Genomic DNA, 25,997 nt, shown 5'->3' with positions numbered 1-25,997 from the left:
GCTACAGCGACGGCCGGCGCGACGTCATCCGGACGACGGGCGAGGCCGCGTCGGACTCCTCGGCGGTCACCGTCGCGGACCAGTCCGGTTCCGGCTCGCCGTCGTCGATCGTGTCCGACGGCGTCCCGGCGGGAGCCTCCGCCGCGGCCGGGGCGGCCGGCGGGTGCGCGACCGACGTCAGTGGCTGGAGCCCCGTCGGCGCCGGACCGGGCGGGGGAGGCGGAACCGCGGGGAGCCCGCGCGCCGGAGTCGCCGTGTTGTCGCCTGCCGGGGTGGCGGCCGTGGTCGCGGTAGCGGCGCCGGTCTGAGCCGGTCCGGCGGACGACGGCGGCTGCGCGGTCGACTGCTGTCCCTGGCCCGGCGTCGGCCCGCTCGACGGGGTCACCGGTCCATTCGTGACCTGCGCAGCAGGAGTGCCCGACGCCGGAGCACCCGCCCCCGCGGCACCAGCACCGGCACCGGCACCAGCACCACGCGACGGCGGCGCCGTTGTCGGCCCGCCACCGGAACCGCTGACACCCGAACCGCCGGAACCCGAACCTCCGCCAGATCCCGAACCGCCAGATCCCGAACCGCCGGAACCCGAACCTCCGGCCGCACCCGCCCCACCGCCGGCCCCGCCCCGGGTCGCGGTGGCGACCGGGTCGACGTCGGGCAGCGGGGTCTCCAGCAGGACCACGTCCACGCGCGACTCCCGCATCTCCCGGCAGGTCGCCAGGCCGATGCCGCCCACGTAGTCCTCGAGGGTCTGCAGCAGCTTGAGCGGCGTGGCCAGGATCATGTGGAACCCGAACGCGGTGAACGTGTCCATCGCGGTGCGGGTGAACGCCGTGTCGGCCTTGTCGAAGGCCTCGTCGAGCAGGATCGTGCCGTAGGCGGGCGTCGCCGAGTCGGACGCCCCGGCGAGCTGGTACCGCAGGGCCGCGGCCAGGCAGAACACCACGAGCTTCTGCCGCTGACCGCCGGAGAGGCCCGCGGAGGAGTCGTGCACGGCCAGCGCGATGCCGCCCGCGGTGACCTCGACGCCGGTGAAGTGCACGTGCCGCCGCGTGTCGAGGCACAGGGCACGCCAGGCGCGGTCGGCGGGGTCGCTGGACCCGAGCCGGCGCACCAGCCGCTCCAGCACCTCGTACTCCGGCTCGGTGTCGCCGGTGAGGGTGTCGAGCGTGGTCAGGAACTCCTCGACGGCCGCCGGCCGCCGCTCCTTGACCCGGATCTCCAGGAACCGGTCGGTGTCGAACGGGGACCGGCGCAGGGAGGTGTTCACCCCGACGATCCGCTCGCGGATCGTCGCCGGCGCCTGCCGGATCTCGGCGGCGAGCTTGCGCAGGGCGCGGCGGGCCTGGTCGGTCAGGAGGTCCGAGAACCGGGCCTCCTGCTCGGGCAGACGCGACGTCCGGATGCGCTCCAGCACCTCCAGGTACCGCGCCCGGTCGCCCACCTGCGCCGTGAGGTCGCGCGTGATCGCGGGCCAACGGCGCCGGAACTCGGCCAGCAGCCCGACGATCTCCCGCTCGGCCGCGCCGGACGTGCGCAGCCCGGCCTCGCGCTCCGCGTCCAGCGTGCGGGACACGGTCAGCGAGACGTCGTCGATCACCTCGTGCGTCACCGTCTTCCGGACGGCGGCGTAGCGCTTCTCCAGCTCCTGGCGGTGCGCGAGCGGGATCGCGTTGGTCGGCGCGTCCCCGAGCTCGGCGACCACGTGCTCCAGGGAGCGACGGTGCGCGCGGGCCTCGGCGAGCGCGTCCGCGGCCTCGGCGGCGGCGGCGCGGGCCTGGTCCAGCCGGGTCTCGGCGGCCGCGACGTCCTGCGACGCCTGCAGCAGGTCCATCGTGCCGTCCAGCAGCCGGTCGAACGACGCCTGGGCGTCGGTCAGGTCGGCCTCGGCGGTCTCGATGTCCACCTCGCGCCACTCGCGGCGGGCCACGTGCCGCAGCGTGAGCTGACGGCGCACGGCCTCGCGCTGCTCGGCGACCGCGTCGGCCACGGCCTCGTCGGCCCGGGCGAGGCGGGCCTGCGTCTCGCGCGCGAGCTCCAGGAGCTGGTCGAGCCGGTCGTCGGCGTCCCAGCCGAGCGCCCAGTCCTCGACACCGGGCAGCACCGGCTGCTCGATCTCCTCCGGCCCGTGCTTGATCAGGCCCTCGCGGGTCACGGCGCGGTCGTGCAGGTCGAGCCCGGCGGGCTCGTCGACGCACAGGTAGTCGTACTGCTCGGACAGGCGCCGGTGCAGCCAGCCCGACGCCGGGCCGTCCTTGACCTCGACCTTGTGCACCAGCGACGAGTCGTCGGTGGACCGCGGCGCGTCGTTGCGCACGCCCACGACGCGGTAGCGCAGCCCGGGGCCGGCCTCGACGGCGCGGGCGACGGCGGCGCGGTGCGCGGGGGAGACCAGCACGAGCGTGGCCAGCGGGCGCAGGATCTCCTCGATCACGGGGCGCCAGGCGGCGTCGTCCTCGCGCACGCGCAGCAGCTCGGCCGCGAACGGGAGCACCGAGACGTCGAGCCCGGCGGCCTCGGCCACCGCTCGGCGGGCCGTGGCGAGCGCCGCCGGCACGTTCGTCTGGGTCTGCCGCACGGCCTGGATCCGCGTGGCGACGGCCTCGTGCCGCTGCCCGACGGCGGAGCGCGCCGCCAGGGCCTCGCGGATGTTGCCGTCCAGTGCCTCGGGCGCGCGGGACCGGCCGACCGTGGCCACCGCGCCCGTCGGCACGCCGCCTGTCGCCACGACAGGCAGCGCCTCCGTGGTGACCGCCGGGACGGCGCCGGTCGCGACGGCCGCCACCTGGCCGGTCGACGCGGCGGCCACGGCGGGCACCGCACCCGTCAGGGTCGGCACCGCGCCCGTGGCCGGCGGCCTGGCGCCGCCGAGCTCCCACCGGGCCTTCTCCTTGAGCGCCGCGAACTCCGCGAACGTCTCGGGCATGTTCATGCCCACGGACTCGAGGTCGGTCGCGAGCTCACCGCGCCGCGTGCGGACCAGGGCGGCGATCTCGCCCGCCCGCTGCAGGCGGTCGGCCTGCGTGGCCAGGGCCTGCCCGCCACGCGCGCCCAGCACGTTGACGGCCTGCTGGTGGGTGTTCGCGGCGACGTCGACCTCGGTGTCCGCGGCCTTGCGGTGGTGCTGCGCCCGCTCCTCCGCCGCCCGTGCGCCCGCGAGCGCACCGTGGGCGAGGTCGAGCTTCCACGCGTCCTTGAAGGTCTCCAGCGAGCCGCGCAGCGTCGCCGCGCGCACCCCCGCCGCCGACCCCTCGTCGTACGTCCTGGTCAGCGCCGAGAGCCGGCCCAGGTGATCGATCTGCCGCCGGGACGTCTCGATGTCGGCGTAGGCGCGCGCCACGTCCGCGAACTGGCTCACGGCCTGGGCCGCCAGCTCGAACGTGCCGGGCTCGTCCAGCATGTGCCCGCGGAACAGGTCGTCCAGGCTGCCCAGGTTCTTCGCCGACTGGGTGCGGTGCAGCAGCACCAGCGCCTGCTCCGAGCCGATGCCCAGCGCCTGGGTGAAGGCCGCGGCGAACGGCGCGTGCCGCTCGCTCACCGTCGCGGTGGGCCACGCGGCGGTCACGCCCGCGACGTCGGGCCCGGAGCGCACGTACCGCTCGAAGTCCAGCAGCCCCGCCTCGCCCGGCACCACGACGTGCAGCAGCGACGGCGTCGACGAGCCCCGCGTCAGGTGGAACAGGCGCACGAGGGTCACGGTGCCGTCGTCGGCGTCGGTGCCGTTCGAGTACCGCAGCAGCACACCGGACCAGGTGGCGCCCTGGCGCAGGTGGTCGGCCACCACCTCGCCCGTGCTCTCGTCGGTCCGGTGCCGCCACGCGCCGCGCACGTACGAGACGACGTCGCGGTCGCCCGCCTCGCGCTCGGTGGCGGCCGTCCCGGCCGCGGCCACGTTGAACCGCAGGTGCTCGGGCGGGGTCAGCACCGCGGCGACGGCGTCGACCAGCGACGACTTGCCCGAGCCGGAGTGGCCCGTGAGCAGGAACCCCTCGCGCGGCACGGGCACCACGTGGTGGCCCGAGAACGTGCCCCAGTTGACCAGCTCGACGCGCGCCAGGCGCCACTGCCCGGTGGGGGACGGGTGCGTGGTCTTCATGCGCTCTCCTTCGCCAGCCGGACGTACTCGGCGCTCAGCGCCGCGACCTGGTCCGCCCCGAACACGGTCCGGAGCACGGGGGAGACCGCACACCGGTCGCCGCTGAGCGGCTCCAGCATGCCGGACTCGATCAGCCGGGCCCACGTCGCGTCGAGCTGCCGGCTGAAGTCCATCGGCGAACCGCCGCCGCGCCGCCGGTACACGGCGAGGTGGTCGGCCGCCTCGTCGCGGCTGATCGCCACCCGTCCGTCCGACGAGTCCAGCAGCAGCGCGCGCAGGTGCAGCAGCAGTGCCGTGTCCAGGAACGTCAGCGCCACCTCGCGCACCACCTGCGGCGCGTCGGCCGCCGGCACGTCCCGCACGAACGCGACCTGCGCGTCGGCGTCGACCACCAGGTCGAGGTACTGGTCGGCGAGGCGCTCGCGGACCACGTCCTCGTGGGCCAGCAGCGCACGCCAGGTGTCGGGCTCGGGCTCGGCCGCGAGGTAGGGGCCGCGCACGAGGCGCGCCAGCGCGAGGCGCGCAGGCGCGGGGAGCGTGCCGTGATCGCCGGGCCACAGATGGCTCCCGGCCTCGCCGCCGGCTCCGGGAGCGACGCCGCCAGAGGTCGGGGCGCCACCCGACGACGTGCCGGCCGGTCGCCCGGGGCGCGCGGTGCGGAGGTCTGCCGGGTCGGGCCGCGCCGGGCCGGATCCGGGTACGCCGGGTTCTGTCACGGGACATGCTCCTCGAACTGGTGCTGGGGTAGTGCGGCCCGGCGCGCGACGCCGCGCGAGGACCGCCAGCTGACGTCCTCGCGGTCGCCGGTGGGGGTGCCGTGCTGCTCGGCGAGCGTCAGCAGGCCGACGACGCTCGCGGCGCCCTGGGTGGCGGGGTGCGCGCCGAGCACGGAGCCGACGGTGGCCCGGCCGGCCCGGTCGACCACGTCGTTGACGTGCCCGCGCAGCTCGTCCACGTCGATCTCCGAGTCGCGGGCCATGGCACGCAGCGCCGTGAGCGAGACCGGCCGCGGCGGCAGGGCCGGGGCGGCGGGCGGCGCCTCGGCGTCCTCCCCACCGGGGTTGTGCGGTGCGAGGCCGCCCACGGACCGGGGCGCCACGGCGCCCAGCGGCAGGGTCAGGCGCAGCTCGGTGCCGGGGGCGACGTCGGGCGCCGCGGCGAGGGCGGCGTCCTGCGCCTCGCCGATCAGGCGCCGCAGCGCGCGCTCGGCGGGCAGCTCGCCGGAGCGCACCGTCCGCTGCAGCGCGCGGCGGAGCACTCCCATGGTGTCGGTGAGCTCGTCGGCGGCGTCCTGCAGGGTGGGCAGCAGGCGACGCAGCGCGGAGGCCTCACCGGGCGTCAGGTGGACGGAGTCGAGCACGCGGCCGAGGTCGTCCTGCGCGGTGTGCTCCGACTGCCGCAGCAGCTCGCGGAACCCGACCAGGCCGCGGCCTGCCTCGGACTCGGCGAGGTGGTCCACGCCGCGGTAGATGTCGTCGAGAAAGGTGTCGCGGGAGCCGTCGGACTCCAGGAGCCGGCGGCGCAGCTCGCGGTCCGTGCGCTCCAGCTCGGTGCGCACCCGGGCCAGGTCCGCGGGGATGTCGCCCGCCAGGGCCAGGATCTCGCGGGCCCGCTCGGCCGCGACGTCCGCCGGGAGGGCCTCGGAGTCGCCGCGCCGGGCGCGCTCGATCCGGGCGTCGAGGGCGGCACGCTGCTCCAGGAGCGCGGCGAGCCGGGCCTCCGGGTCGGGGTCGGCCTCGTCGGCCAGCCGGTGCAGGCCGTCGAGCACCGCGCCGAGGCGCGACGGCGTCACCGCGGGGTGCGGCCTGCTCAGGCGGGTGACGAAGCGGATGGCGAGCAGGGCGCCGTCCGACAGCTCGACCGTCTCGGCGCCGGGCTCGCCCCCGGCCTGCGGGGCGGCGCGCCGGCGCACCAGCACGCCCTCGTCGATCCACTCGGAGACGTAGAAGTAGCCCGAGTAGGGCAGCTCGAACCCGGCGCGGCGCAGCTCGGGCACGTCGTCGTCGATCCGGTCGGCGAGCTGCTCCACGGGCAGCCGGCGGCGGGACGCCCCGAGGTTGCGGTCGAGCAGCACGACGGCGGCCGCGGCGTTCCTCGACCGCAGCAGCACCCACCCGGGGTGCTCCTGGAGAAGGGCGCGCACGGCGCGCGCCGCCTGGCCGCGGCGACCTGCCCCGTGCCCGGCGGCCGGCCGGGGCGCGGCGTCGCCCGGTGAGCTCGCAGTACCCATGGGGGCTGAGAGTAGTAGGCCAACGTGTCGGTGCGGCACCCCCGGGGGAAACATGGCGACACATGCTTCGTCGCTGCGCCGCGACGGCCATAGACGTATAGAGTCAGGTCTCACAGGGCTTGCCGGAAAACAGATCTCTACTTTCCGGCAGGCCCTGTCGTGCGTCATGGCACGTTTCGATGGCAGAGCGTCGACGGGAGGGCACCTTGCTCACGAACGCAGCCCAGATCATCGCCCGGATCCGCGCCGAGCGAGAGCTCAGCATGAGTTCCCTGGCGGTGCTCGCGGGCGTGCCCACGTCGACGATCAGTCGTATCGAGTCCGGTCAGGTCGAACCGACGCTCGGAATGATCCGGCGGATCGCGCTGGGGGCCGGCTACCACCTCCACCTGCAGTACCTCGACCTGTTCTCGGGCAAGCTCGAGGACGACGTGGTGCCGGTCGCCGCCGAGCCGGCCGGCGAGGGGGAGGACGACGACGATCCCCCGCGCTAGGGCGGTTTCATCCGTTCCGCTACCTTGTCTCCGTATGGGATGTCGGTGCGGGGGGCCCGGGGACACGGAGGGGCGACGTCGGCGGTGCGTTCCCGATGAATGTGACATTGCACGCAATTCCAGTGGAAACCGGGCGTGCACTCTCACTCAGGTTGTGCCCCTCATTCCTCCGAGCAATATGGTCGTCATATGCCGAACGTCATGATCCCCGCCGAAGTGCGGGAGGACGTAGAGACACTGTGGGTGTTCCACGACCTGCAGCACGAGCCGCGGCCGGTCGACGTCGGCATCGGACTGGGTGGTCATGACCTCGGCGTGGCCGTCTACACCGCCGAGCTCTACCACGCGGGCCTGTTCCCGCAGATCGTCTTCACGGGTGCGAACGCGCCCACCACCGTCGACGCGTTCCCTCAGGGCGAGGCGCTCGGCTACCGCGACCGCGCGCTCGCGGAGGGCGTACCTGCCGAGGCGATGTTGGTGGAGCCCGCCGCCACCAACACGAGCGAGAACCTGGAGTACAGCCGCAAGCTGCTCGCGGAGAACCAGGTCGAGCCGACCTCCGTGCTGCTCGTCTCGCACCCCTACCAGCAGCGACGCGCGTTCGCGACGGCCCAGATGGTCTGGCCGGACGTCGACGTGCTGTGCGTGTCCCGGCCGATGTCGCTCGACGCGTACGTGCGCACGATCGGCGACGCCGACCGGGTCGTCGACATGCTCGTGGGCGAGACGCAGCGCCTCACGCTCTACGCCGAGCTCGGGTTCATCTCCCACGAGGAGGACGTGCCCGCCGACGTGATGGGCGCCTTCGACCGGCTCGTGGCAGCCGGGTACACGTCGCGGCTGGTGGAGGACCGCCGTCCGATCGACGTGTGACCGCGGCCGAGGGCGATGTCACAAACCGGGCTTCCGGGACATCCCTGGCGAGTCGTCCGGTTCTCCGTTACGTTCCGAGGATGCGCGAGGAAAACAAGCGGGGCAAGGATCCCAGGAAGTTCACCTGGCAGGAGATCCTCACGTTCGTCGCGGGCGCCGGGTACGTGGCCAGCCCGATCGACCTCCTGTCCGAGGGCGTGCTGGGGCCGCTCGGCCTCGGCGACGACGCGATAGCGATCGTCATCGCGGGCGTCACCCTCTACAAGGCCATCCGGCGGTTCCGCCAGCACCGCACGGTGCCGGGCACGACCGGGGACGCGACGCCGGGCGGTCCCGCGCAGGCCGGCACGACGCCGGGCCCTGCACCTCACGGCAAGACCGTGCCGGGGACCGCCGAGGACGTGACGCCGAACCGCAAGCAGCACCGCTGACCGGTTCGCCCGCTCTGGCCCCTGCGCACGGGCGGGTCTAGTGTCGACGGCGTGACCGGCGACCACGCACTCAAGGTCCTCGTCGTCGGGGGCGGCCCCGCAGGTGCCGCCACCGCGATCGCGCTGCGCCGCGAGGTGCCCGACGCGCACGTCACCCTGGTCGACAAGGCGACGTTCCCGCGCGACAAGACCTGCGGCGACGGGCTGGGTCCCGGCGCCCGCCGGGTGCTGGACGGGCTGGGCCTGACGGAGCTGCTCGAGCCGTTCCACATGCCGATGTCGGTGGCGATCAGCGGCCCGGGCGGCGTCGAGGCGCTCGCGCGCGGCCCGCTCATGGAGGGCAGGGACCTCGCCGGACACGTCACACCGCGGCTCGTCCTGGACGACCTGCTGCTGAACGCGGCGCGCGACGCCGGTGCCGAGGTGCGCGAGGGCGTCGCGGTCGAGGGGATGACGCCGGCCGGGACGCGCGAGCGCGTCACCCTGTCCACCGCCGAGGAGACGTTCGACCTGGTCGTCGGCGCGGACGGGGCCTACTCCACGGTGCGGCGCGCCCTGGGCGTCGAGCGCCCGTCGATGCGGCACACCCACATCGCGATGCGCGCCTACGGCCGGGTCACCCACCCGGACAAGCCCGTGAGCGACACGCTCCGGTTCGACTTCCTGGAGTCCCTCCTGCCGGTCTACGGCTGGGTCTTCCCGTTGCCCGACGACGGCGCGAACATCGGCGTCGGCCTCCCCGTGAACCACCTCAAGCGACAGACCGCGCGCCACGGCCGCAAGCTGCGCGACCTCTTCGACCTGTACGTCGAGGACCTGGAGCGGCGGGGATTCTCCGTGTCCGGGCTGGAGCGGGTCGCCACGCACCAGCTCCCGCACGCCGCCGCCCGCACGCCGATGACCGCTCGGGGGCGGGCCGCGGTGCTGGTCGGGGACGCCGCCGCGACGATCAACCCGCTCAGCGGCGAGGGGATCTTCTACGGGATGGCCGCGGGCGTGCAGCTCGCGGAGCACCTCGGCGGGCTGGACCGTTCCGGGGTGGCATGGACCGGGGCCGGCCTGCCGCGTGCCCTGGCGGGGTTCGAGCAGGCGCACCGGCGCAGGTTCGGGCGGCACTACCGCGAGTGCTACCTGGCGCAGCAGCTCATGCGCTCGAAGACGTGGGCGGGGATCGCGACGCGCGCCGTGGCGGCGTCCGACGAGGCCATGGCGCACGTGGCGCTCATGCTGTTCGACGAGCAGTCGGCGGGGTCCCGGGGCCTGCTGCGCCTGGCGGCGCACAGCGTGCGGCCGCTGCTGCGGCGGTGAGGAACGGTCGGGCGGTCGCGATCGTTGGGTTTGCGGTAGGTCTGTCAGACTTCAGACCCCTGAGACCCAGCGCCGTCTGAGGTTCCATCCGATCCACCCTGACTCGAGGACGACGATGTCACGCACCATCCGCCGGGCCGTTGCACGACTGATCTGGGCCGGCACCGGCTACCGGATGCGTTCGGAACCCGCCCCGACCAGGCCGACCGTCTTCATCGGCGCGCCGCACACGTCCAACACGGACTTCTTCCTCATGCTGGCCATCGCGTTCGACATGGACCTCAAGATCCGGTTCCTCATCAAGGACTCCTGGTTCAAGGGGCCGATGGCCGGCATCATGCGGTCGCTCGGCGGCATCCCCGTCGACCGCAAGGACCCGGCCAGCATCGTCGACGAGATCCTGGCCGCCGTCGGGCGGGGCGAGGAGTTCCACCTGGTCGTGACGCCGGAGGGCACGCGCGGCGCCGGGTCGGGCTACTGGAAGTCGGGGTTCTACCGCATCGCGCTCAAGGCGGGCTTCCCGGTCACGCTCGGCTACGTCGACAGCGTCGCCAAGGTCGCCGGCCTCGGGCCGAGCATCGAGCTGACGGGCGACGTGAGCGCGGACATGGACGTGATCCGCGCGTTCTACAAGGACAAGTCGGGCGTCAAGCCCGCCAACCGCACGGAACCCCGCCTCCGCTCGGAGGACACGGCCTGACCCCCGGACCCGTTGAGTGCCGGCTTTGTGCGCTGATCCGGCCGCGAAGCGCTCAACGATCGCCGGGCGCGGTGAGTGAGTCCAGGATCCGCTCCAGGCCGTAGCTCCAGGCGTGGGACGGGCTGGACGGGGCGTTCATCGCCTCGCCCGCCGCGCTCCCGACCCGCTGGGCGAGCTGGTGGGCGTCGCCGAGGTACTCCGCGAGCCGTCCGGACCACCGCCCCCAGAGCGCCGGCATCTCGTCGGCCCGGGGGTCGGGCCGCTGGGCACGGGCGGCCGCGCGGACGAAGTCGAGCACGAACGTGAGCGCGGCGTCCCGGCCGACGTCGTCCAGCGGCAGCGGGTCCAGCGCGTGCAGCTCGTGGTCGTACTTGGCGATGGTGCCCGGTCCGAACGCCGTGCGGTCGTCGTCGATCTCCAGCAGCCACGGGTGCTCGTTCAGGAGCGCGAGGTTCGCCTCGGCGACCCGCCGCACCCGGGTGCGCCAGCCCGCCGTCCCGTACCCGGGCCGCGGCATGCGCGCGAACGCGGCGTCGGCCATCAGCACCAGCAGGTCGTCGCGGCTGTTGACGTGCGTGTAGACCGACATGGCCGAGACGCCCAGCACGTCGCCGAGCCGTCGGACGGTGACAGCGGCGAGGCCCTCGGCGTCCGCCACCGTGGCCGCGGCGTCGACCACCGCGCCCGTCGTGACGGCGGCCCGCGGCCCCCGCGCGCCGCCCTGCGGCGCGGCCGGGTGATCGCGCCAGAGCAGGTCGATCAGCTCGCGGGGCATCGGGTCTCCAGGATCGGGGTGACGGGCCGGGAACATTCTGCAACCATCTTACGTTGTACGCCGTACAAGGTTATGAGATGCGAGGAGTCAGCTTGAAGATCACCGGTACAGCCCTGTCCCTCAACGTGCCCGACGTCGCCGCGTCAGCCGAGTTCGCGAAGCGGCACCTCGGCTTCACCGAGGCCATGTCGGACGACGGCTTCGTGTCCCTGCAGCACGACTCGGCCGGCGTCAACATCGTGTTCCTGCGTGTCGGCCTCGGCACGTTCAAGCCCGAGCGGATCGCCGGCCCCGCGGGCCAGGGTCTGCTGATCGCGTTCGTCGTGGACGACCTCGACACCGAGTTCGCCCGCATCTCCGCCGCCGGGGCGGAAGTCGTCACGCCGCCCGAGACCGAGCCCTGGGGCGAGCGGTACTGCCAGTTCGCCGACCCCAACGGGATCGTGTGGCAGCTCGTCCAGTGGGTCTGAGTCCGGCCTGACCGGGAACTGCCCATCCCTTCGAGGCCCGACTTTTCTTCGCTTTGAGCAGCGTCAAAGCGAAGAAAAGCCGGGCCTCGAAGCGGGTCGGTCGGGTCCGGGCGCCGGTTCAGCCGTGCGCCCAGCCCGACCAGCGGGTCACTCGCACCCGGATCACCGGCCCGTCCGGCCGGCGCTCGCGGTACTGCGGGTACCGCGCGGCGAGCGCGTCCAGCGCCGCCGCGCGGGGTTCGCCGTCGTGCTCCACCACGGCCTCGCCGTCGGCCCGCACCCACCAGAGGTGGGTCCAGTCGTCGTCGTACCGGTCCGCGAGCACGGCGACCTTCGGGTTCTCCGTGATGTTGCGCAGGCGCTTCAGGTCGCGTGTGGTCTTCGGTTTGTGGTCGACGGCGACGACGATCTCGTGGGCCGGCGCTTCTGCCGCCGGACCGTGCGCTGCGCTGACCAGGGCGAACGTGATCGGCACGAGCTGCGGCACGCCGTGGGCGTCGGCCGTGGCGAGGTAGGCGTGCCGGGCCGCGGCGAACCGGGAACGGCAGGCGTCGGCATCCAGGCGCACGTCGTCATTCTGCCCCGCCGCGGGAGCCGGCTCCGGCCGTGCCTGCCGGGATGTTGCGTATGGGCAACGCATGCCGGCACGGCCAGCGAGCGCTCACCAGGGCTGACAGCCTTCCCTCACGCATGAGAGGGAGGTCGCCGATGTGCCGTGCAAGCACTGGCGAGAGACGCTGTGGGCATGACGAACCACAGCCGGCAGCCCCGGCGGGTGCGCGACCTCGGGATCGTGGTCGGGCCGGTGAGCACCGGGCCGCTCAACGCGATCACCGACGTGCCCGGCGTGCGGGTGGGGCACACCACCATCGTGGACCCGCCGCGTCTCCACACCGGGGTCACGGCGATCGTCCCGGACGCCCTGGAGCAGGGCCGGAGCAGCCTGCCGTGCGGGCTGTTCGTGGGCAACGGGTTCGGCAAGCTGATCGGTGCCACCCAGGTCGCCGAGCTGGGCGCCGTCGAGACGCCAATCCTGCTGACCGCCACCCTCAGCGCGTTCCGCGCCGCGGACGCCCTGGTCACGCACGTGCTCGCCGGACCGGGCCACGAGGAGACGCGCACGCTCAACCCGGTGGTGGGCGAGACCAACGACGGCCGGCTCAGCGACATCCGGGCCCGGCCGATCACCGAGGCGCACGTGCTCGCCGCCCTCGACGGCGCGACGTCCGGCCTGCCCGGCGAGGGCTGCGTCGGCGCCGGCACGGGCACCATGGCGCTCGGGTTCAAGGGCGGGATCGGCACGTCGTCGCGGGTGGTCGGCGGCTGGACGGTGGGCGTGCTGGTGCAGTCCAACTTCTCGGGCACGCTCACGGTGCGGGGCGTCCCGATCAGGGCGGACGACGGCGGAGCGCCGGCCGCGGCAGCTCCGCCCGCCCCCGGCGCCCCCGACGTCGCCGCGCTCCAGCCCGAGGGCAACTCCTGCATGATCGTGGTCGCCACCGACGCGCCGCTCGACGCGCGGCAGCTCGGCCGCGTCGCGCGGCGGGCCGTGTTCGCGATGGCACGCGTGGGCTCCGACTTCGCGGGCGGCAGCGGCGACTACGCCCTGGCGTTCAGCACGCCGGGAGCCCCGGCGTCGGGCAGCGTGGACGACGCCGACCTGGACCCGGTCTTCGCCGCGACGATGGACGCGGTCGAGGAGGCTCTGCTCAACTCGCTGTTCATGGCGACCACGACCGTGGGGCACCGCGGTACGGCGACCGCGGTGCCCCACGCCCTGGTGCTCGACCGGCTGCGCGCCGCCGGCGTACTGCCTCAGCCCTCGACGACGGGGCCCGTCTCGTAGTCGGCGGACAGCGTGATCTCGACGTCGATGTCCCGCGGCTGCAGCTCGACCTGTGCGCCGCCGCCGGCGGCGGCCATCGCCCCGGCCCGCATCGCGTACATCGGGGTGCCACCACCGTCGTTGCCGCCCCGCAGGCCCGCCTCGTAGATCGCGACGGGGGCGACCGGGCCGAGGCCCAGGGCGTCGGCGTACGACTGGGCCCGTACCACGGTCTCCCCGGCGGCCTCGACACGGGCCTCGGCCTGCAGCGCCTTGCGGGTCTCGTCGGTCAGGGTCCAGTTCAGCCAGTCGATCTCGACGCCCTCGACGTCCATGATGTCGGCGAGCCAGGTGGACAGGACCTCGAAGTCGCGGAACGTGACCGACAGGCGCGCCGAGGCCCGGAACCGCCGGATCCGCTGCTTGCCGCCCGTCTCCGAGTTCTTGACCCGGTCGTCGTAGACGTACGAGTGCACCGAGGCGGAGTCCCACTTCTCGGCCGCGCCTGCCGCGACGTGCGCCTTGGCCTGGTCCACGAGGATCGTGTGGGTGCGGGCCACCCGCTCCACGACGTCGTTCCGGAGCGTGCCCGAGAACGCGACGTGCAGGTTGACGGTCCCGCGCTCGGCGGGATGGGTGCGCTTGGCCTGGCCTTCGACGGCGATGCGAGTCATGTGCGGAGTCTGCCCACGATGCCGCGGACCACGCCACCCCGCCGCGCCGGGCGGCGTGCTGCCCGGCGAGACGTCAGCCGATCGTGCCCTTGCCCACCGTGCCGCGGACCAGCGTCGGTTCGAGGCCGCAGAACGCCCCGTAGCGCGCGGCCTCGGCCTCGATGGCCGCCCACACCTCTGCGGAGGGCTCGTCCGTGAGCTCGACGGTGATCTCCACGGTCTGGGCCTTGAGGACCCGTGACCACCCGCCCGCGATCAGCCCGTCCACGGCCACCAGCCCGGTGTACAGCCAGCGGCTCGGCATGCCGTCGCTGGTCAGGGGTGGCCAGCTCTTGAAGTCGTGGCAGAAGAACTCGTCGTACACCGAGAGCAGCCGGGCGGTGCCCACCGGGGCCGGGTCGGGCAGGTCGCCGTCGGTCCAGAGGGTCAGGCCGGCCACCTCGTGGCGGGTCAGCCCGGCGTCGGCCACCGCGGCGCGGGCCGCGGTCCTGGTCAGGGTGCCCCACCAGGCGACGTCCTCCGCGCGGCACGGGCCGTGGCCCCGCACGTACGCGCGCGCCAGGTGGACGCGGGCCTCGTCCTCGTCCCAGCTCCTCTGCTCCGGCAGCAGCCGGTAGGTGGCCTGCTTGCCCCGCATCGGGCCGCTCGCCACGATCAGGTCCAGCTCCGCGTGCATCATGACCTGGCCCAGGTGCCAGGCGTCGAGCGGGGCGCCCTCGTCCTCGGCGAGCGCGACGCCGAGCTCCTTGCGCGTGAGCGGGCCGTCCGCCAGCGCATCGGCGAGGACGGCGTGCCGGCGGGGGAGCAGCGAGTGGTCGAACTCGTAGGACCGCTCCGTGGAGGCCATCACCCTGCGGACCCGTGGTGCTGTGGCCGCCATGAGCGGCGCCAGGTGCTCGGGGACCACGTAGTGCCAGGTGGGCCGCAGGATGTGGGTGCGAAGGATCGACCCGTCGGCGAGGGCGGCCTGCACCTGTTCCAGCGTGGCCGGCGCGGCCAGCCGCTGCGCCACGCCCCACGCGGAGGAGTGCAGCTCCTGCGACTGGACGGCGCCGAGCCGGGCGACGACGCGGGCCACCGCGCCGTCGTCGGCGGACAGCGTGGGGTCCGGCGTGCCCAGGCCGACCGAGGTGAGCCGGGCCCGCTGGATCTCCTGGACGTCAGACGTAGTAGGCATCCCCGCCGCCATGTCCCGCCGCTCGGGCGCGTCGGTGCTTGGCCAGGCTCCGGATCAGCATGATCACCCCGACCACGAACAGGATCAGCACCGGGATGATCGCGAGCGGGGCCAGGACGGCCAGGAACGAGACACCGATGCTCGTCGCATCCTCCGCCGCGCTGACCACGGGCGCCGCCGTGCCGCCCGAGACCGTGTTGGCGACCACGCGCCCGCCGGCCTTCGCCGCGTGCGTGCCGAGGGCGAGCACCACACCCGCGACGATCGGGATCCACTGGCCCGACTGCACGAACGCACCAGGGTCCGTGACCGTCGCCGTCTCCGACATCGAGCCGGCGCCGAAGGCGATGCCGCCCGCGGTGGGCCGGATGACTGTCTGCACCACGTCGTTGATCGAGTCGAGCACCGGGATCTTGTCCGCGGCGAACTCGAGCACCAGCAGCACGACCAGGATCGCCATCACCCAGCCGTTCTCCAGCCACGCCCACGTGCTCGGCAGCTCCACGAGGTCCGTGAAGCGCGAGAGCGCGCCGAGGAAGATGAGCGGGATCCATGCGTTGAGACCCGCCGACAAGGCGAGCCCGCTACCGGTGGCAATTTCGAGCATGACTCGAAGTGTTCCACGGCACACCGACACTCCGTGGGCGAAACGTGTCCGGTGTGCCCGATCTGTTACCCGAGTGTCATCGGCGCCGTTTCTTCTCTCGGCGAAGGCCTGGAACGCGCGGGCCCCTTCGTGGAAGAGTTGTCGCAGACCGCCGCACCGCTGCGCTGACCTGGAGGCCCGGATGATCTGGACGATCTTCGCCGTCGCATCGGTGGTCCTGCTCGGCCTGTCGGCCGGCGTGTTCTTCGGGTTCTCGTCGTTCGTCATGAGCGGCCTCGCCCGCGCCTCCGACGAGGCCGCCGGGGCGGCGATGAACGGCATCAACGAGACCGCGCCGCTGCCCGCGTTCATGAGCGTCTTCTTCGGCGCGCTCCTCGTCCCGGCGGCCACCGGCATCTGGGGCCTCGTCGACGGGCACGACGGCGGCGTCTGGATCCTCGCGGCCGCCGCGGTCTACCTGGTCGGCACCTTCGGCGTGACGATGGCCCTGAACGTGCCGCTCAACAACCGGCTGCTGGCCGCCCACGACAAGGCCGCAGGCTGGCGCGCCTACTGGCGGCCCTGGACCGCGTGGAACCACGTGCGCACGCTCGCGGGGGTCGCGGCGACGGCGCTCGCGGCGGTCGGGCTGCTCTGACGGGTCGGTCTCCCGGCCGGGTGTCGGGGACAATCGTCAGCGTGCCCGCCATCGACTTCCATCGCACCCTGCCCGGATACGCGCCCACGCCGTTGCGCGACGTGCCGCGGCTCGCCGCGGAGCTCGGGGTCGGCCGGGTGGTGGTCAAGGAGGAGTCGAGCCGGCTCGGCCTGCCGGCCTTCAAGGTGCTCGGCGCGTCGTACGCGATCGCCCGCGCGCTGGGGGAGCGGTTCGGCCTGGCGACCACCTCGCTGGACGCGGTGCGCGACGCCGTCCGCGGCACCGGCGTCCGCCTGTACGCCGCCACCGACGGGAACCACGGCCGCGCCGTCGCCCACGTGGCCGCCCTGATCGGCGCCGCCGCGACGATCTACTACCCGCCGGGCATCACGCGGGCCGCCAAGAAGGCGATCGCGGCCGAGGGCGCGCGGACGGTCGAGTCCGAGGGCGACTACGACGACGTCGTGGCCCGCGCCGCGGCCGACGCCGCCGCCGACCCGACGGCGGTCCTGGTGCAGGACACCTCCTGGCCCGGGTACACGGACATTCCGCAGTGGATCGTCGACGGCTACGCCACGCTGTGCCTCGAGGCGGACGAGCAGCTCGCGGCCCTCGGCGTCGCGCGGCCGGACCTGGTGGTCGTGCCGGTCGGCGTCGGCTCGTTCGCGCAGGCCGTGGTGAGCCACTACCGCGCCCCGGGGGCCGACGGCGGGACGCTGCTCGCCGTCGAGCCCGACCGTGCCGCGGGGCTGGTCGCGTCCCTGCGCGCCGGCCGGCCCGTCACCGTGCCGGTGGGGGACACGATCATGACCGGACTCTGCTGCCCCACCGTGTCCGCGCTCGCGTGGCCCGTCCTGCGGGACGGGCTCGACGGCGCCGTGACCGTCTCCGACGACCAGGCGGCCGCCGCCGTCGACGACCTGGCGCGCTTCGGCGTCGACGCGGGACCGTGCGGCGCCGCGACGCTTGCCGCCGCACGCCTCGTGCTGGGTCAGCCGGGGTGGCGGGAGGCGATCGGGTTGCGGCCGGACGCCGTCGTGCTGCTCCTGTCGACCGAGGGCCGGGCGGCGAACCCGGTCCCGGAGGACCGCGTCTGACGCGGCACCGCCCACCCTCATCACTGCCAGGAGCCCGCTCGTGCCCGTTGCCGTCCCCGTCGCCCTCGACCCGATCCTCCCGCTGCTGCGCTGCCCGTCGTGCGGCGCGGAGCTCGCGCCCGCGCCCGGTGCGCTGCGCTGCCCGCACCGGCACAGCTTCGACGTCGCCCGGCACGGCTACGTCAGCCTGCTGACCGGCACGCGGGCGACCAGCGGCGACGACGGACCGATGGCGCGTGCCCGCCGCGACTTCCTCGCCGCGGGCCGCTACGCGGCCGTCCGCGACGCCGTCGCGGACCTGGCGGGCGAGGCGGACCTCGGCGCCCGCCCCGGTAGCGGGGCCGACGCCGCGGCCGGAACGGGGCGGCCCGCCACCGTCGTCGACGTCGGGTGCGGCACCGGCTACTACCTCGCGGGCGTGCTGGACGCGCTGCCCGGCTCCGTCGGCCTGGGCCTGGACACCTCCGCGCACGCCCTGCGGACGGCGGCCAGGGCGCACGACCGCGCGGCGGCCGCGACCTGGGACGTCTTCCGGCCGTTCCCGATCGGGTCGGAGCAGGTGGACGTGGTGCTGGACGTGTTCGCCCCGCGCAACCCGGCCGAGTTCCACCGCGTGCTGCGGCCGGGCGGGGTGCTGGTCGTCGTGCGGCCGTTCGGCGGGCACCTGGCCGAGCTGCGCCGTCAGGTCGCCGGGATGGTGTCCGTCGACCCGGCCAAGGAGGAGCGCCTGCACCAGGCGCTGGACCCGTACTTCGAGGCCGCGCGCACGGAGCACGTCGAGTACACGACGCCCCTGACCCGGCAGGAGGCGGTCGACCTGGTGCTCATGACGCCGAGCGCGCGCCACGTGACGGAGGCGGACCTGAACGACGAGGACACCCTGCCGTCGGAGGTCATGGTCTCGGTCCTGGCCACGGCCTACCGCCGCCGCTGACTCCGGTAGCGCCCGATATCGCCACTGGGATCTGGTGGTTGCGACCCCTTGGAGAGAGACAGGCTCGGTCAGGCGCCGGGTTCGAGGAGCCGCGACATGAGCTCGGCGGTGGCAGGTGCTCCGGCTCGTCGTAGCGCGGCGAGGGTCGACGCGTCGGTTGCGCCGGGCAGGCGAGCGACCGCGGTGCCGTGGACAGCGCGCATCCCGTTGGTGACGGAGAGCAGTTCCAGGTCCGCCGCGTACAGCAGGTAGTCGCGAAGGACTCGCGAGTAAAGCACGTTCGCATCGGCGAGGACGATCCGGATCGGACGCGTCGCGAACTCACCGTGACTCACTCGGTCAGGCCCAGTTCGTTCTGGAGGTCGGCCAGCTCGGCCAGGGCCGGGCCCCGGCGCGTGCGCTCCGCGGCTCGGAACGCGTCGATCGAAGCGATCGAGATGCGGTGGTGGGCGCCGACCATGCGGAACTCGAGTGCGCCCTGGTCCATCAGCCGGCGGATGTGCGAGCGGGACATTCCGAGCATGGTGGCGGCCTGAGCAGGCGTCACCTCGCTCTTGGTCTGGGCGATGACGAGGCGGCCCTGAGCGCGCGCGTCCATGAGCTGGGCCAGGAGCTCGGCCGTCGACCGGGACATGAGCACGCGGACGTTGTCCCCGCCCTGTTCCAGGGCGTGGTGCAGCGCTGCGGTGTCACGCGCGAGAAGGTCGCTCATCACCTGCTCCTATCTGCTCCAACTGACGCATCTGCCCCAACTGTATCGCGCCACGCCGTCCGGTACCGACCGAAGCGGGGTGCCTCGTCGCCTGGCCGAGCGGGGCTGGGTCTGCCTCAGCGCGAAGTACCAGCTGCGCCCCGCCGCGACGTTCGAGGACGACGACCCTGCGTACCAGCCCGGGTTCGAGGACGCCGACACCTCGGTGAGCGCCGCAGCGGATCCGGTAGGTGGGTTCAGTGGGCCGCCGGGGCCTTGGCGGTGCGCAGGTAGTTCGTGAACAGCTCCGCCGTCCGCCCGATGCCGTCCTCCTGGCGCAGCCGTTCGCCCAGGCGGGCGGCCCGCTCGCGCATCCCCTCGTCGGACGTCGCCTGGGTCAGGGCGGCGGTGAGGCGGTCGGCGTCGAGCACCTTGACCGGGATGGGCTCCGGGCCGACGCCGAGCTCGGCCACGCGCCGGCCCCAGCTGAACTGGTCCACCGCCACCGGCGTCAGGATCGTGGGGATCCCGGCGCGCAGGCCCGCCGCCGTCGTGCCGGCGCCCCCGTGGTGGATCGCCGCCGCGAGGCGCGGGAACAGCCAGTCGTACGGGGCGGACTCGATACGCAGCACATGGTCCGGGAGCTCGCGGTCCCGGCCGAGGTCCGCCCAGCCGCCGATGAGGATGCCTCGGCGCCCGGTGCGGTCGAGGGCCTCCAGGAACGCGTCGACCAGCCGGCCGGGCTGCGCCGTCGGCACGCTGCCGAGGCCGAACGACACCGGCGGGTCGCCCGCGTCGAGGAACCGGGCGAGGTCCGGGGGCGGCTCCCAGCCGGCCGGGGCACTGGTGGGCAGGTACCCGGTGACGTGGATCCGGGGGTGCCAGTCGGCCGGGCGGGGCAGGACGAGCGGGCTGTACGCGTAGTAGAGCGGCATACCCTGCCGGTCCTGGAGCACGCGCGCGTTGGTGCGCAGCGGCGGCAGGCCGAGCACCTCGCGCCGCTGCCGGTTCACCCCGGGCTGCTGCATCGTGCGCCAGATCATCTGGTCGGTGCCCCACCAGCCCGCCCGGTCCAGGAGGGCGCCGTGGCTGCGGCCGTCGCCGAGAAAGAACGTCGGGAACTCACGGGTGGGGGTGACCGGGAAGAACTGCAGGTCGGCGCACGGGATGCCGAGCTTCTCCGCCACGCTGTACCCGTACAGCGTGGTCGGTCCCTTGTAGAGCATGGCCTCGCTGTGCTTCGTGGCGCGCCAGATGTCGTCGATGATCTGCGGCAGCATCTGCTTGCGCGTCTTGGCGCCGTAGGCCATGAAGCGCACCATGTTGCCCGACTCGACCAGCTCGACGAGCTCCGGGTTGTCCGCGTACGTGGGCAGGACCGGGCCGAACGGCTCGAAGTCGGTGCCGTAGGACGCGGCGAGCTCCGCGAAGTCCGGCGAGCCGACGACGGTCGGGTGGTGGCCCTGGTCGCGGAGCGCCACCGCCAGGCCGAGCAACGGCTCGACGTCGCCGCGCGAGCCGGCGGTGAGGATCGTGATCTGCATGTTCGCCCTTCGTCGAAGGTGGATATGACGAGCTAGCGCTGGTTCAGCAGGCCGTCGAGAAGTGCCATGGCGGCCGCGGTGTCCGGCTCGTCCGGCGTCAGCATCCGGTCGATCATCTCGGTGACCGTGTCGATCAACGCCTCGGGTGACGGGCTCTCCGGCCGGTCCTGGTGCTCCTGGATCGCGGTCATGATCGCGGCTGTGAGGGCCTCCAGGACGATGGCGACGGACGCGAGGTCCACGCCGTCGCGGATCACGCCGGCCCGCTGCTGCAGGGCGAGGAAGTCGCCGAGGAACCCCGGACCCGCCGGGCCGGGCATGGTCGCCTGGGGGTCGCGCAGGTACCGGCCGAAGACGTCGCGGTCACGGGTGGCGATCGCGGTGAGCAACGGGTCGCGGGCCACCACGCGGAACCCTGCCCGGTAGATGCTCGCGGGCGTTCCCGGCCTCGGCTCGTCGTGCAGACCCCGGCGCCAGCGGACGGCGTAGTCGGACAGGGCGCGTTCCGCCACCGCGTCCACCAGCTCCCGCTTCGAGGCGAAGTGCCGGTACACGATGGTCCGGCTGAGGTCGGCCGCCTCGGCGACGTCGACCATGGTCAGCTTGTCGTAGCCCCGGCTGAGGAGCAGCCCGACGGCGGCGTCGAGGAGCGCGTCCTGGCGCCTGGTGCTGTCGACCATTGCTTCTCCCTGAGGCTGCGACACTGTGACGATATCTGTCACAGTGTTTACGCCGGACGTGCAGGAGTCAAGCGCCGTCCTGACGGTGGATCGCGCCGCACCCCGACGCGTCCGACTTACCTTGCGCAGGCCCAGCCCCTTCGGCATGCTGTGTCCGCTTTGTTCGAATTGACTGGAGACTGCACGCGCAATGAACGCACTTCTCGAGGAGGCTCCGCCGCGGCCAGAGCCCTCGCCCGGTCCGGCCGAACCGCCGTCGGACACCCCGCAGACCCGGGAACGACCTGACCGCCGGTGGCTGATCGACGTGGCGATCGGCGTCGTCTCCAGCCTCGTGGTGGGCGTGCTGCTGGCCGGCTACCAGGCGTGGATCGACGACGAGCGGGAGAGCCGGACGCAGGCGGTCGAGGCCGAGCGGGCCGAACGGGACCAGGTGCTGGCCAACGTGACGTTCATCCGCGAGACGATCCGGGACGCACCCGAGGGGGTCAAGCCGTTCCGCGGGATGAACCTGCGGGGTGCCGACCTCTCCGGGATGGATCTCGGGTGCCCGGTCCACTACGACGCCGCCGGTGGCTGGACGAGGGACCGGGTGGAGACCTGCGCCGATTTCACGGGGGCGGACCTCACCGGCGCGCGGCTGGACGGCGCGAACCTCACGGGCGCCCTGCTGGTCGACGGGTCGCTGGCGGACGTCTCGGCCCTCAACCTCTTCGCGCCGTCGGCCGAGATCGGCGGAAACCTCGACGGTTCGGACTTCGACGGGGCGGTGCTGTTCGGGTCGGTGTTCCGGTCGCCGTCGGGCAGCTCGTCGTTCGAGGACACCAGCCTCGACGGCGTCCAGGTCGAGCCCGGCCAGGAGGCGCGGGCGACGTTCGCCCTGGCCGGGGTGTCGATGACGGGCCTGCGGACCGGTGCCGCCGGCGAGGAGTCCACCGACGGCTGGACGTCGATCGACTGCGCGTCGGGTTTCGCCCAGGCGCGCCGGGGCGGAGACGTGCAGCAGGTGGCGTCCTACGCCGAGCTGGGCGACGGCGGCCGCGTCCAGTGCGGGGACTACGGGCAGCGGTGCGACTTCGACCGGTTCCCGCAGGTGGGCGCGCAGCTCGTGGCAGGAGGTGTCTGGAAGATGCCGGCCCCCGGGTGCGAGTCCGGGTTCTCGGGGAAGACGCCGGAGGACACCCCGGCTCAGGAGGTCGCCGAGTTCTACGACGACCTGCTGCCCGACTGGACGCGCGAGGACATCGCCGCGGCCGAGAGCCTGTGACGGTGCACCGCGGTCCGGGCGTGGCCCGGGCCGCGGTGCGTGGGGTCAGGCCTTGGCCGCCGCCTTCTGCGCCTTCTTGAACGCGCGGACCTCCTGCAGCGTCTCCGCGCTGGTCACATCGGCGATCGAGCGGCGCGAGCCGTCCTCGCCGAACTCGCCCGCGGCCTCGCGCCAGCCCTCCGGCCGGACGCCGCGCTGCTTGCCGAGCAGGGCGAGGAAGATCTTGGCCTTGCGCTCGCCGTAGCCCGGCAGGGCGTTGAGCCGCTTGAGCACCTCGCGGCCGGTCGGGGCGCCGCCGTCGGCGCCGGGCGCGGTCCAGATGCGGGCGGCGTCGCCGTCGTACTCGTCGACGACGGTGTGGGCGAGCTCCAGCACGCGGCCCGCCATCGACCGCCCGTAGCGGTGGATGGCCGGGGGAGTGGTCGCCATCGTCACGAACTCGTCCGGGTCCGCCTCGGCGATGGCGCGGACGTCGAACGAGCCCATGCGGTCGCGGATCTTGCCGGGGCCGGCGAACGCGTGCTCCATCGGGAACTGCTGATCCAGCAGCATCCCGACCAGCAGCGCGAACGGGTCGTCGCTCAGCAGCCGGTCGGTGTCGGGGTCGCCGGTGATCCAGAGCTCGGTAGCCATGCCTCCATAGTGCCCGATGGCGCATGGGACGTCCCGGTCGGCCGCTGCTCTCAGCAGAACGCCCGACCCGGTCACGCCGTCGGCCCTACCCTCGGACGCATGGCCGACACCCCACCGCCTCCGCCCCCGGCGCGCGACGAGACGCCCCAGGACGCCGGCACCCCGCCGCCGTTGACCCGGACGGGACGCGAGCCGCTGTGGCGGCACATGCTCGGCGAACGGCTGCGGCACCTGCGGCACGTGCGCGGCGAGACCCTCGACCAGACCGCGCGCCGGGCCGGGATCTCGCCGCAGTACCTCTCGGAGATCGAGCGCGGGGTCAAGGAGCCGTCGAGCGAGATGATCGCGGCGATCACGGGCGCGCTGGACGTCACGCTGGTCGACCTGGTCAGCGCCGTCGCCGACCGCCTGGTCACCGTGCGGGCCACCCTGCGGGGACCGACCTGCCGGGCGGCCTTCGCGCTGGCGGCGTAGGCTCCGCCAGCCGGGTCGGCGGCCGGGCCCGATCGCCACCGCGACCAGGCCCGGACCGCGGCGAGGTCAGCGCTGCTCGATCACGTGGTCCAGCAGCCCGTACTCCAGCGCGGCGCCGGCCGTGAAGATGCGGTCCCGGTCGGTGTCGGCGCGCAGCGTGTCGACGCCCCGCCCGGTGTGCCGGGAGAGCGCCTCCTCCATGTCGGCACGGATCCGGACCACCTCGTCGGCCTGGAGGATCAGGTCCGGGATCGCCCCGCGGCCCTGCGCCGCGGGCTGGTGCAGGATGACGCGGGCGTGCGGCAGCGCGGCCCGCTTGCCCTCGGCCCCGGCCGCGAGCAGCACGGCGCCGACGGCGACGGCCTGCCCCACGACGGTCGTCGACACCTGAGGGCGGATGTAGCGCATGGTGTCGTAGATGGCCATGCCAGCGCTCGGGTCGCCGCCCTCGCAGTTGATGTAGAGCTGGATGTCGCTGTCCGGGCTGCTCGACTCCAGGTGGATGAGCTGGGCGATCAGCGCGTTGGCCACGCCGGCGTCGATCGCCGTGCCGAGGTAGATGATCCGCTCGCTGAGGAGCTGCGAGTAGACGTCCATGATCCGCTCGCCCCGCGGGTGCGCCGCGATGACGTTCGGGATGGTGTAGGTGCTCATCGGGCGTCCCCCTCGGCGCTTGTCCCTGCGGTCGCGGCGAATCCCGTCCGTGCGCGCTCCCGCGGTCGGATGCCGTCGAAGCCGCCCACGATCGTGTCGATGAACCCGAACTCACGGGCCTCCTGCGCCGTGTACCAGTGGTCGTGCAGCGAGTCGTCGAAGATCCGCTCGACCGGTTGCCTGGTGTCCTCCGAGATCAGCCGCAGCACGGTGTCGCGGGTGTGCCGCAGGTCGTCGGCCTGCAGCTCGATGTCGACGGCGGTACCCGCGATCCCCGCGGACCCCTGGTGCATCAGCACCCGGGCGTTGGGCAGCGCGCGCCGCTTGCCGGGCGCACCCGCCGAGAGCAGGAACTGGCCCGCGCTGTAGGCGATGCCCAGCACGAGCGTGGAGACGTCGTTGGGGATGGTGCGCATGATGTCGCGGATGGCGAGCATCGCCGGCACCGATCCGCCCGGCGAGTGGATCCAGAGGTCGATGTCCGACGACGGATCCTCCGTCGCCAGCGTGATGAGCTGCGTCATCAGGAGCGTGCCGTTGTCGTCGTCGAGCGGTCCGTCCAGGACCAGGACACGCCGCTCGAACAGGTCGCGCCGGGAGCGCTCGCCGAACTGCGGGGGCTGCGGTGATTCGGTCATGACCTCACCGTGCCTCCCGGGGAGGGGCCCGGGGAGGTGGATCTGCCGTCAGCAGCACTGCTCTGAGCAGCGAGGCTGTCGGCGCCCCGGCCCAGGCGGCCCCGTCCGGTCAGCGAGGCCCGGCGACGCGCAGGTCGATCCCGAACCGGACCGGGCTGCCGGCGGGGACCTCGCGGGCCACGTAGCGCAGCCGCCAGGTGCCGTCGGTGGCGTCGGGCTCGACGGTAACCAGCTCGGCGGCCGTGTCCAGCGAGACCTCCAGACCGGGCAGCGCCCAGCGCTCGGTCGTCAGATCGGCGAAGGGGACGTCGCCGGCGGCGTCCTCGGGCCCCGTGCGTCCGGCGGCCGGGTCGACGTCCGGCATCCTGACGTGGAACGCGAACGCGAGGTCCCCGCCGTCGTGCCGCGCGCAGGTCAGTGTCAGCGAAGGCCCCTCGGCCCGGGCGTCGACGGCCAGGTCGCTGACCAGCCGGATCCAGCCGACGTCGGCGCCATCGTCCACCCGCACGTCCGCGCCGTCCCCGCTCCCGCCGTCGACCAGCCAGTGCACCGTCGCCGGGTGGAACTGGTCGGCCAGGTCGCCGCGCTCGCCCGCGACGTCCTCGGCCCCCACCAGCAGGCGCTCGCCGACCCACGACGTGGCGACCCGGAGCGGGTCGCGCGCGATCACCTGGTCCACCTGCCGCTCGCCGCGGAACCCGGTCAGGTGCGCCAGGGCGTCGTCGGGCACCTCGGCACCCAGGACCGCGACCACGGGCCCGAGCGCGAGGTCCCACGCGTGCCGGAACGGCCGGTCCGTCTCCGGGAAGGGGGCCAGGTCGCGGCCGACCGCCAGCCAGATCCACAGCCCGACACCGGAGGCGTAGTGCCGCAGGTCCATGCCGTAGCTGCGGTCGTACGGGCCCGCAAGGTTGCGCAGCCCCGCGTGATAGTGCCGCGCGGTGTCCTGCCACAGGCCCACCTCCATCTCGGCGCCCGCGGCCCGCAGCAGGGGCTGGTGCGCGTACCGGCGCCACAGCGCCAGCGCATACAGGTCGATGCCGTAGTACGTGGGCGAGTTGTACTCGTCGAACGTCCCGTCCACCCGGGAA

At 73.8% G+C, this 25,997-nt stretch carries 28 protein-coding genes; 12 read left to right on the top strand and 16 right to left on the bottom strand.

Going from position 1 to position 25,997, the window contains the following annotated elements; genetic code table 11:
• Position 1: 1 nt before the first annotated feature.
• The 3 genes from QRN56_RS17095 to QRN56_RS17085 are packed head-to-tail and all read right to left on the bottom strand — an operon-like array spanning position 2 to position 6,323.
• On the bottom strand, positions 2 to 4,093 hold the full coding sequence (locus tag QRN56_RS17095) for an ATP-binding protein (RefSeq protein ID WP_285105234.1): 4,092 nt from the start codon (positions 4,091 to 4,093) through the stop codon (positions 2 to 4).
• Complete coding sequence (locus QRN56_RS17090; RefSeq protein ID WP_285105232.1) at positions 4,090 to 4,809, bottom strand: DUF4194 domain-containing protein; 720 nt, start codon at positions 4,807 to 4,809, stop codon at positions 4,090 to 4,092. The genes QRN56_RS17095 and QRN56_RS17090 overlap by 4 nt, the downstream gene beginning before the upstream one ends.
• Entirely contained in the window at positions 4,806 to 6,323 is a 1,518-nt protein-coding gene (locus QRN56_RS17085; RefSeq protein ID WP_285105231.1) for a DUF3375 domain-containing protein, read from the bottom strand. The genes QRN56_RS17090 and QRN56_RS17085 overlap by 4 nt, the downstream gene beginning before the upstream one ends.
• Positions 6,324 to 6,529: 206 nt before the next feature.
• Here QRN56_RS17085 and QRN56_RS17080 point away from each other — a divergent pair, with 206 nt between their 5' ends.
• The 5 genes from QRN56_RS17080 (at position 6,530) to QRN56_RS17060 (ending at position 10,129) form a co-directional block, all read left to right on the top strand.
• Positions 6,530 to 6,817: a helix-turn-helix domain-containing protein gene (locus QRN56_RS17080; RefSeq protein WP_285105229.1), complete on the top strand. Its 288-nt coding sequence runs from the start codon at positions 6,530 to 6,532 to the stop codon at positions 6,815 to 6,817.
• Positions 6,818 to 7,018: 201 nt separating this feature from the next.
• Entirely contained in the window at positions 7,019 to 7,690 is a 672-nt protein-coding gene (locus QRN56_RS17075) for a YdcF family protein (RefSeq protein ID WP_285105227.1), read from the top strand.
• Between the two features lie 80 nt (positions 7,691 to 7,770).
• Positions 7,771 to 8,121 (top strand): DUF1232 domain-containing protein, encoded by a 351-nt coding sequence (locus QRN56_RS17070; RefSeq protein ID WP_285105225.1) that lies wholly within the window; start codon positions 7,771 to 7,773, stop codon positions 8,119 to 8,121.
• A gap of 51 nt (positions 8,122 to 8,172) precedes the next feature.
• Positions 8,173 to 9,429, top strand: coding sequence for an NAD(P)/FAD-dependent oxidoreductase (locus QRN56_RS17065; protein WP_285105223.1), 1,257 nt, complete (start codon positions 8,173 to 8,175; stop codon positions 9,427 to 9,429).
• A 115-nt stretch (positions 9,430 to 9,544) separates the two neighbouring features.
• The gene (locus QRN56_RS17060) at positions 9,545 to 10,129 is read left to right on the top strand and encodes a 1-acyl-sn-glycerol-3-phosphate acyltransferase (RefSeq protein ID WP_285105221.1); all 585 of its coding nucleotides are present in this window, start codon (positions 9,545 to 9,547) and stop codon (positions 10,127 to 10,129) included.
• Positions 10,130 to 10,181: 52 nt separating this feature from the next.
• On the opposite strand, the gene QRN56_RS17055 is transcribed toward QRN56_RS17060, so the two are convergent.
• A complete protein-coding gene (locus QRN56_RS17055; RefSeq protein ID WP_285105219.1) occupies positions 10,182 to 10,904 on the bottom strand; it encodes a TetR/AcrR family transcriptional regulator in 723 nt (240 codons plus the stop codon).
• 92 nt (positions 10,905 to 10,996) lie between these two features.
• Between QRN56_RS17055 and QRN56_RS17050 the strand changes: the two genes are divergently transcribed.
• The gene (locus tag QRN56_RS17050; protein WP_285105218.1) at positions 10,997 to 11,374 is read left to right on the top strand and encodes a VOC family protein; all 378 of its coding nucleotides are present in this window, start codon (positions 10,997 to 10,999) and stop codon (positions 11,372 to 11,374) included.
• A 118-nt stretch (positions 11,375 to 11,492) separates the two neighbouring features.
• Here the strand turns inward: QRN56_RS17050 and QRN56_RS17045 are convergent, their stop codons facing one another.
• On the bottom strand, positions 11,493 to 11,942 hold the full coding sequence (locus tag QRN56_RS17045) for a TIGR03668 family PPOX class F420-dependent oxidoreductase (protein ID WP_285105216.1): 450 nt from the start codon (positions 11,940 to 11,942) through the stop codon (positions 11,493 to 11,495).
• A gap of 177 nt (positions 11,943 to 12,119) precedes the next feature.
• On the opposite strand from QRN56_RS17045, the gene QRN56_RS17040 reads away from it, so the two are divergent.
• Positions 12,120 to 13,220 (top strand): P1 family peptidase, encoded by a 1,101-nt coding sequence (locus QRN56_RS17040; protein WP_285105215.1) that lies wholly within the window; start codon positions 12,120 to 12,122, stop codon positions 13,218 to 13,220.
• On the opposite strand, the gene QRN56_RS17035 is transcribed toward QRN56_RS17040, so the two are convergent.
• From QRN56_RS17035 to QRN56_RS17025, 3 genes are all read right to left on the bottom strand, one after another.
• Positions 13,190 to 13,873: an SIMPL domain-containing protein gene (locus QRN56_RS17035; protein ID WP_285105213.1), complete on the bottom strand. Its 684-nt coding sequence runs from the start codon at positions 13,871 to 13,873 to the stop codon at positions 13,190 to 13,192. The genes QRN56_RS17040 and QRN56_RS17035 overlap by 31 nt on opposite strands.
• Before the next feature lie 73 nt (positions 13,874 to 13,946).
• The gene (locus QRN56_RS17030) at positions 13,947 to 15,050 is read right to left on the bottom strand and encodes a winged helix DNA-binding domain-containing protein (protein ID WP_285105212.1); all 1,104 of its coding nucleotides are present in this window, start codon (positions 15,048 to 15,050) and stop codon (positions 13,947 to 13,949) included.
• Positions 15,034 to 15,657, bottom strand: a complete 624-nt coding sequence (locus tag QRN56_RS17025; RefSeq protein ID WP_285105210.1) for a DUF4126 domain-containing protein — start codon at positions 15,655 to 15,657, stop codon at positions 15,034 to 15,036. Before QRN56_RS17025 ends, QRN56_RS17030 begins: the two co-directional genes overlap by 17 nt.
• 181 nt (positions 15,658 to 15,838) lie before the next feature.
• Here QRN56_RS17025 and QRN56_RS17020 point away from each other — a divergent pair, with 181 nt between their 5' ends.
• From QRN56_RS17020 to QRN56_RS17010, 3 genes are read left to right on the top strand one after another with little or no spacing between them, the layout of a single operon-like run.
• Positions 15,839 to 16,294, top strand: coding sequence for an anthrone oxygenase family protein (locus tag QRN56_RS17020; protein ID WP_285105208.1), 456 nt, complete (start codon positions 15,839 to 15,841; stop codon positions 16,292 to 16,294).
• Positions 16,295 to 16,335: 41 nt separating this feature from the next.
• The gene (locus QRN56_RS17015) at positions 16,336 to 17,391 is read left to right on the top strand and encodes a diaminopropionate ammonia-lyase (RefSeq protein ID WP_285105206.1); all 1,056 of its coding nucleotides are present in this window, start codon (positions 16,336 to 16,338) and stop codon (positions 17,389 to 17,391) included.
• A gap of 40 nt (positions 17,392 to 17,431) precedes the next feature.
• Complete coding sequence (locus QRN56_RS17010) at positions 17,432 to 18,325, top strand: putative RNA methyltransferase (RefSeq protein ID WP_285105204.1); 894 nt, start codon at positions 17,432 to 17,434, stop codon at positions 18,323 to 18,325.
• 68 nt (positions 18,326 to 18,393) lie between these two features.
• On the opposite strand, the gene QRN56_RS17005 is transcribed toward QRN56_RS17010, so the two are convergent.
• From QRN56_RS17005 to QRN56_RS16990, 4 genes are all read right to left on the bottom strand, one after another.
• Positions 18,394 to 18,603 carry a hypothetical protein gene (locus tag QRN56_RS17005; RefSeq protein ID WP_285105203.1) on the bottom strand — a complete coding sequence of 70 codons (210 nt, stop codon included), beginning with the start codon at positions 18,601 to 18,603 and terminating at the stop codon, positions 18,394 to 18,396.
• 53 nt (positions 18,604 to 18,656) lie between these two features.
• Positions 18,657 to 19,037, bottom strand: a complete 381-nt coding sequence (locus QRN56_RS17000; protein WP_285105201.1) for a helix-turn-helix domain-containing protein — start codon at positions 19,035 to 19,037, stop codon at positions 18,657 to 18,659.
• 236 nt (positions 19,038 to 19,273) lie between these two features.
• The gene (locus tag QRN56_RS16995) at positions 19,274 to 20,560 is read right to left on the bottom strand and encodes a glycosyltransferase (RefSeq protein ID WP_285105200.1); all 1,287 of its coding nucleotides are present in this window, start codon (positions 20,558 to 20,560) and stop codon (positions 19,274 to 19,276) included.
• Positions 20,561 to 20,592: 32 nt separating this feature from the next.
• Positions 20,593 to 21,240: a TetR/AcrR family transcriptional regulator gene (locus QRN56_RS16990; protein ID WP_285105198.1), complete on the bottom strand. Its 648-nt coding sequence runs from the start codon at positions 21,238 to 21,240 to the stop codon at positions 20,593 to 20,595.
• A gap of 190 nt (positions 21,241 to 21,430) precedes the next feature.
• Here QRN56_RS16990 and QRN56_RS16985 point away from each other — a divergent pair, with 190 nt between their 5' ends.
• Entirely contained in the window at positions 21,431 to 22,507 is a 1,077-nt protein-coding gene (locus tag QRN56_RS16985; protein WP_285105197.1) for a pentapeptide repeat-containing protein, read from the top strand.
• Between the two features lie 45 nt (positions 22,508 to 22,552).
• Here the strand turns inward: QRN56_RS16985 and QRN56_RS16980 are convergent, their stop codons facing one another.
• Positions 22,553 to 23,140 (bottom strand): HhH-GPD-type base excision DNA repair protein, encoded by a 588-nt coding sequence (locus QRN56_RS16980; RefSeq protein ID WP_285105195.1) that lies wholly within the window; start codon positions 23,138 to 23,140, stop codon positions 22,553 to 22,555.
• 99 nt (positions 23,141 to 23,239) lie between these two features.
• Between QRN56_RS16980 and QRN56_RS16975 the strand changes: the two genes are divergently transcribed.
• Complete coding sequence (locus QRN56_RS16975; RefSeq protein ID WP_285105193.1) at positions 23,240 to 23,614, top strand: helix-turn-helix domain-containing protein; 375 nt, start codon at positions 23,240 to 23,242, stop codon at positions 23,612 to 23,614.
• Between the two features lie 66 nt (positions 23,615 to 23,680).
• Here QRN56_RS16975 and QRN56_RS16970 read toward each other — a convergent pair whose 3' ends face one another.
• From QRN56_RS16970 to QRN56_RS16960, 3 genes are all read right to left on the bottom strand, one after another.
• Positions 23,681 to 24,268, bottom strand: coding sequence for a ClpP family protease (locus tag QRN56_RS16970; protein ID WP_285105191.1), 588 nt, complete (start codon positions 24,266 to 24,268; stop codon positions 23,681 to 23,683).
• Positions 24,265 to 24,906: a ClpP family protease gene (locus QRN56_RS16965; protein WP_285105189.1), complete on the bottom strand. Its 642-nt coding sequence runs from the start codon at positions 24,904 to 24,906 to the stop codon at positions 24,265 to 24,267. Before QRN56_RS16965 ends, QRN56_RS16970 begins: the two co-directional genes overlap by 4 nt.
• A gap of 109 nt (positions 24,907 to 25,015) precedes the next feature.
• Positions 25,016 to 25,990, bottom strand: coding sequence for a DUF8769 domain-containing protein (locus QRN56_RS16960; protein ID WP_285105187.1), 975 nt, complete (start codon positions 25,988 to 25,990; stop codon positions 25,016 to 25,018).
• Positions 25,991 to 25,997 lie beyond the last annotated feature (7 nt).

It is taken from the genome of Promicromonospora sp. MEB111 (assembly GCF_030209445.1).
Classification (GTDB): Bacteria; Actinomycetota; Actinomycetes; order Actinomycetales; family Cellulomonadaceae; genus Promicromonospora.
The sequence above is the reverse complement of the archived record's forward strand: the minus strand, read 5'-3'. Positions and strand labels throughout refer to the sequence as shown.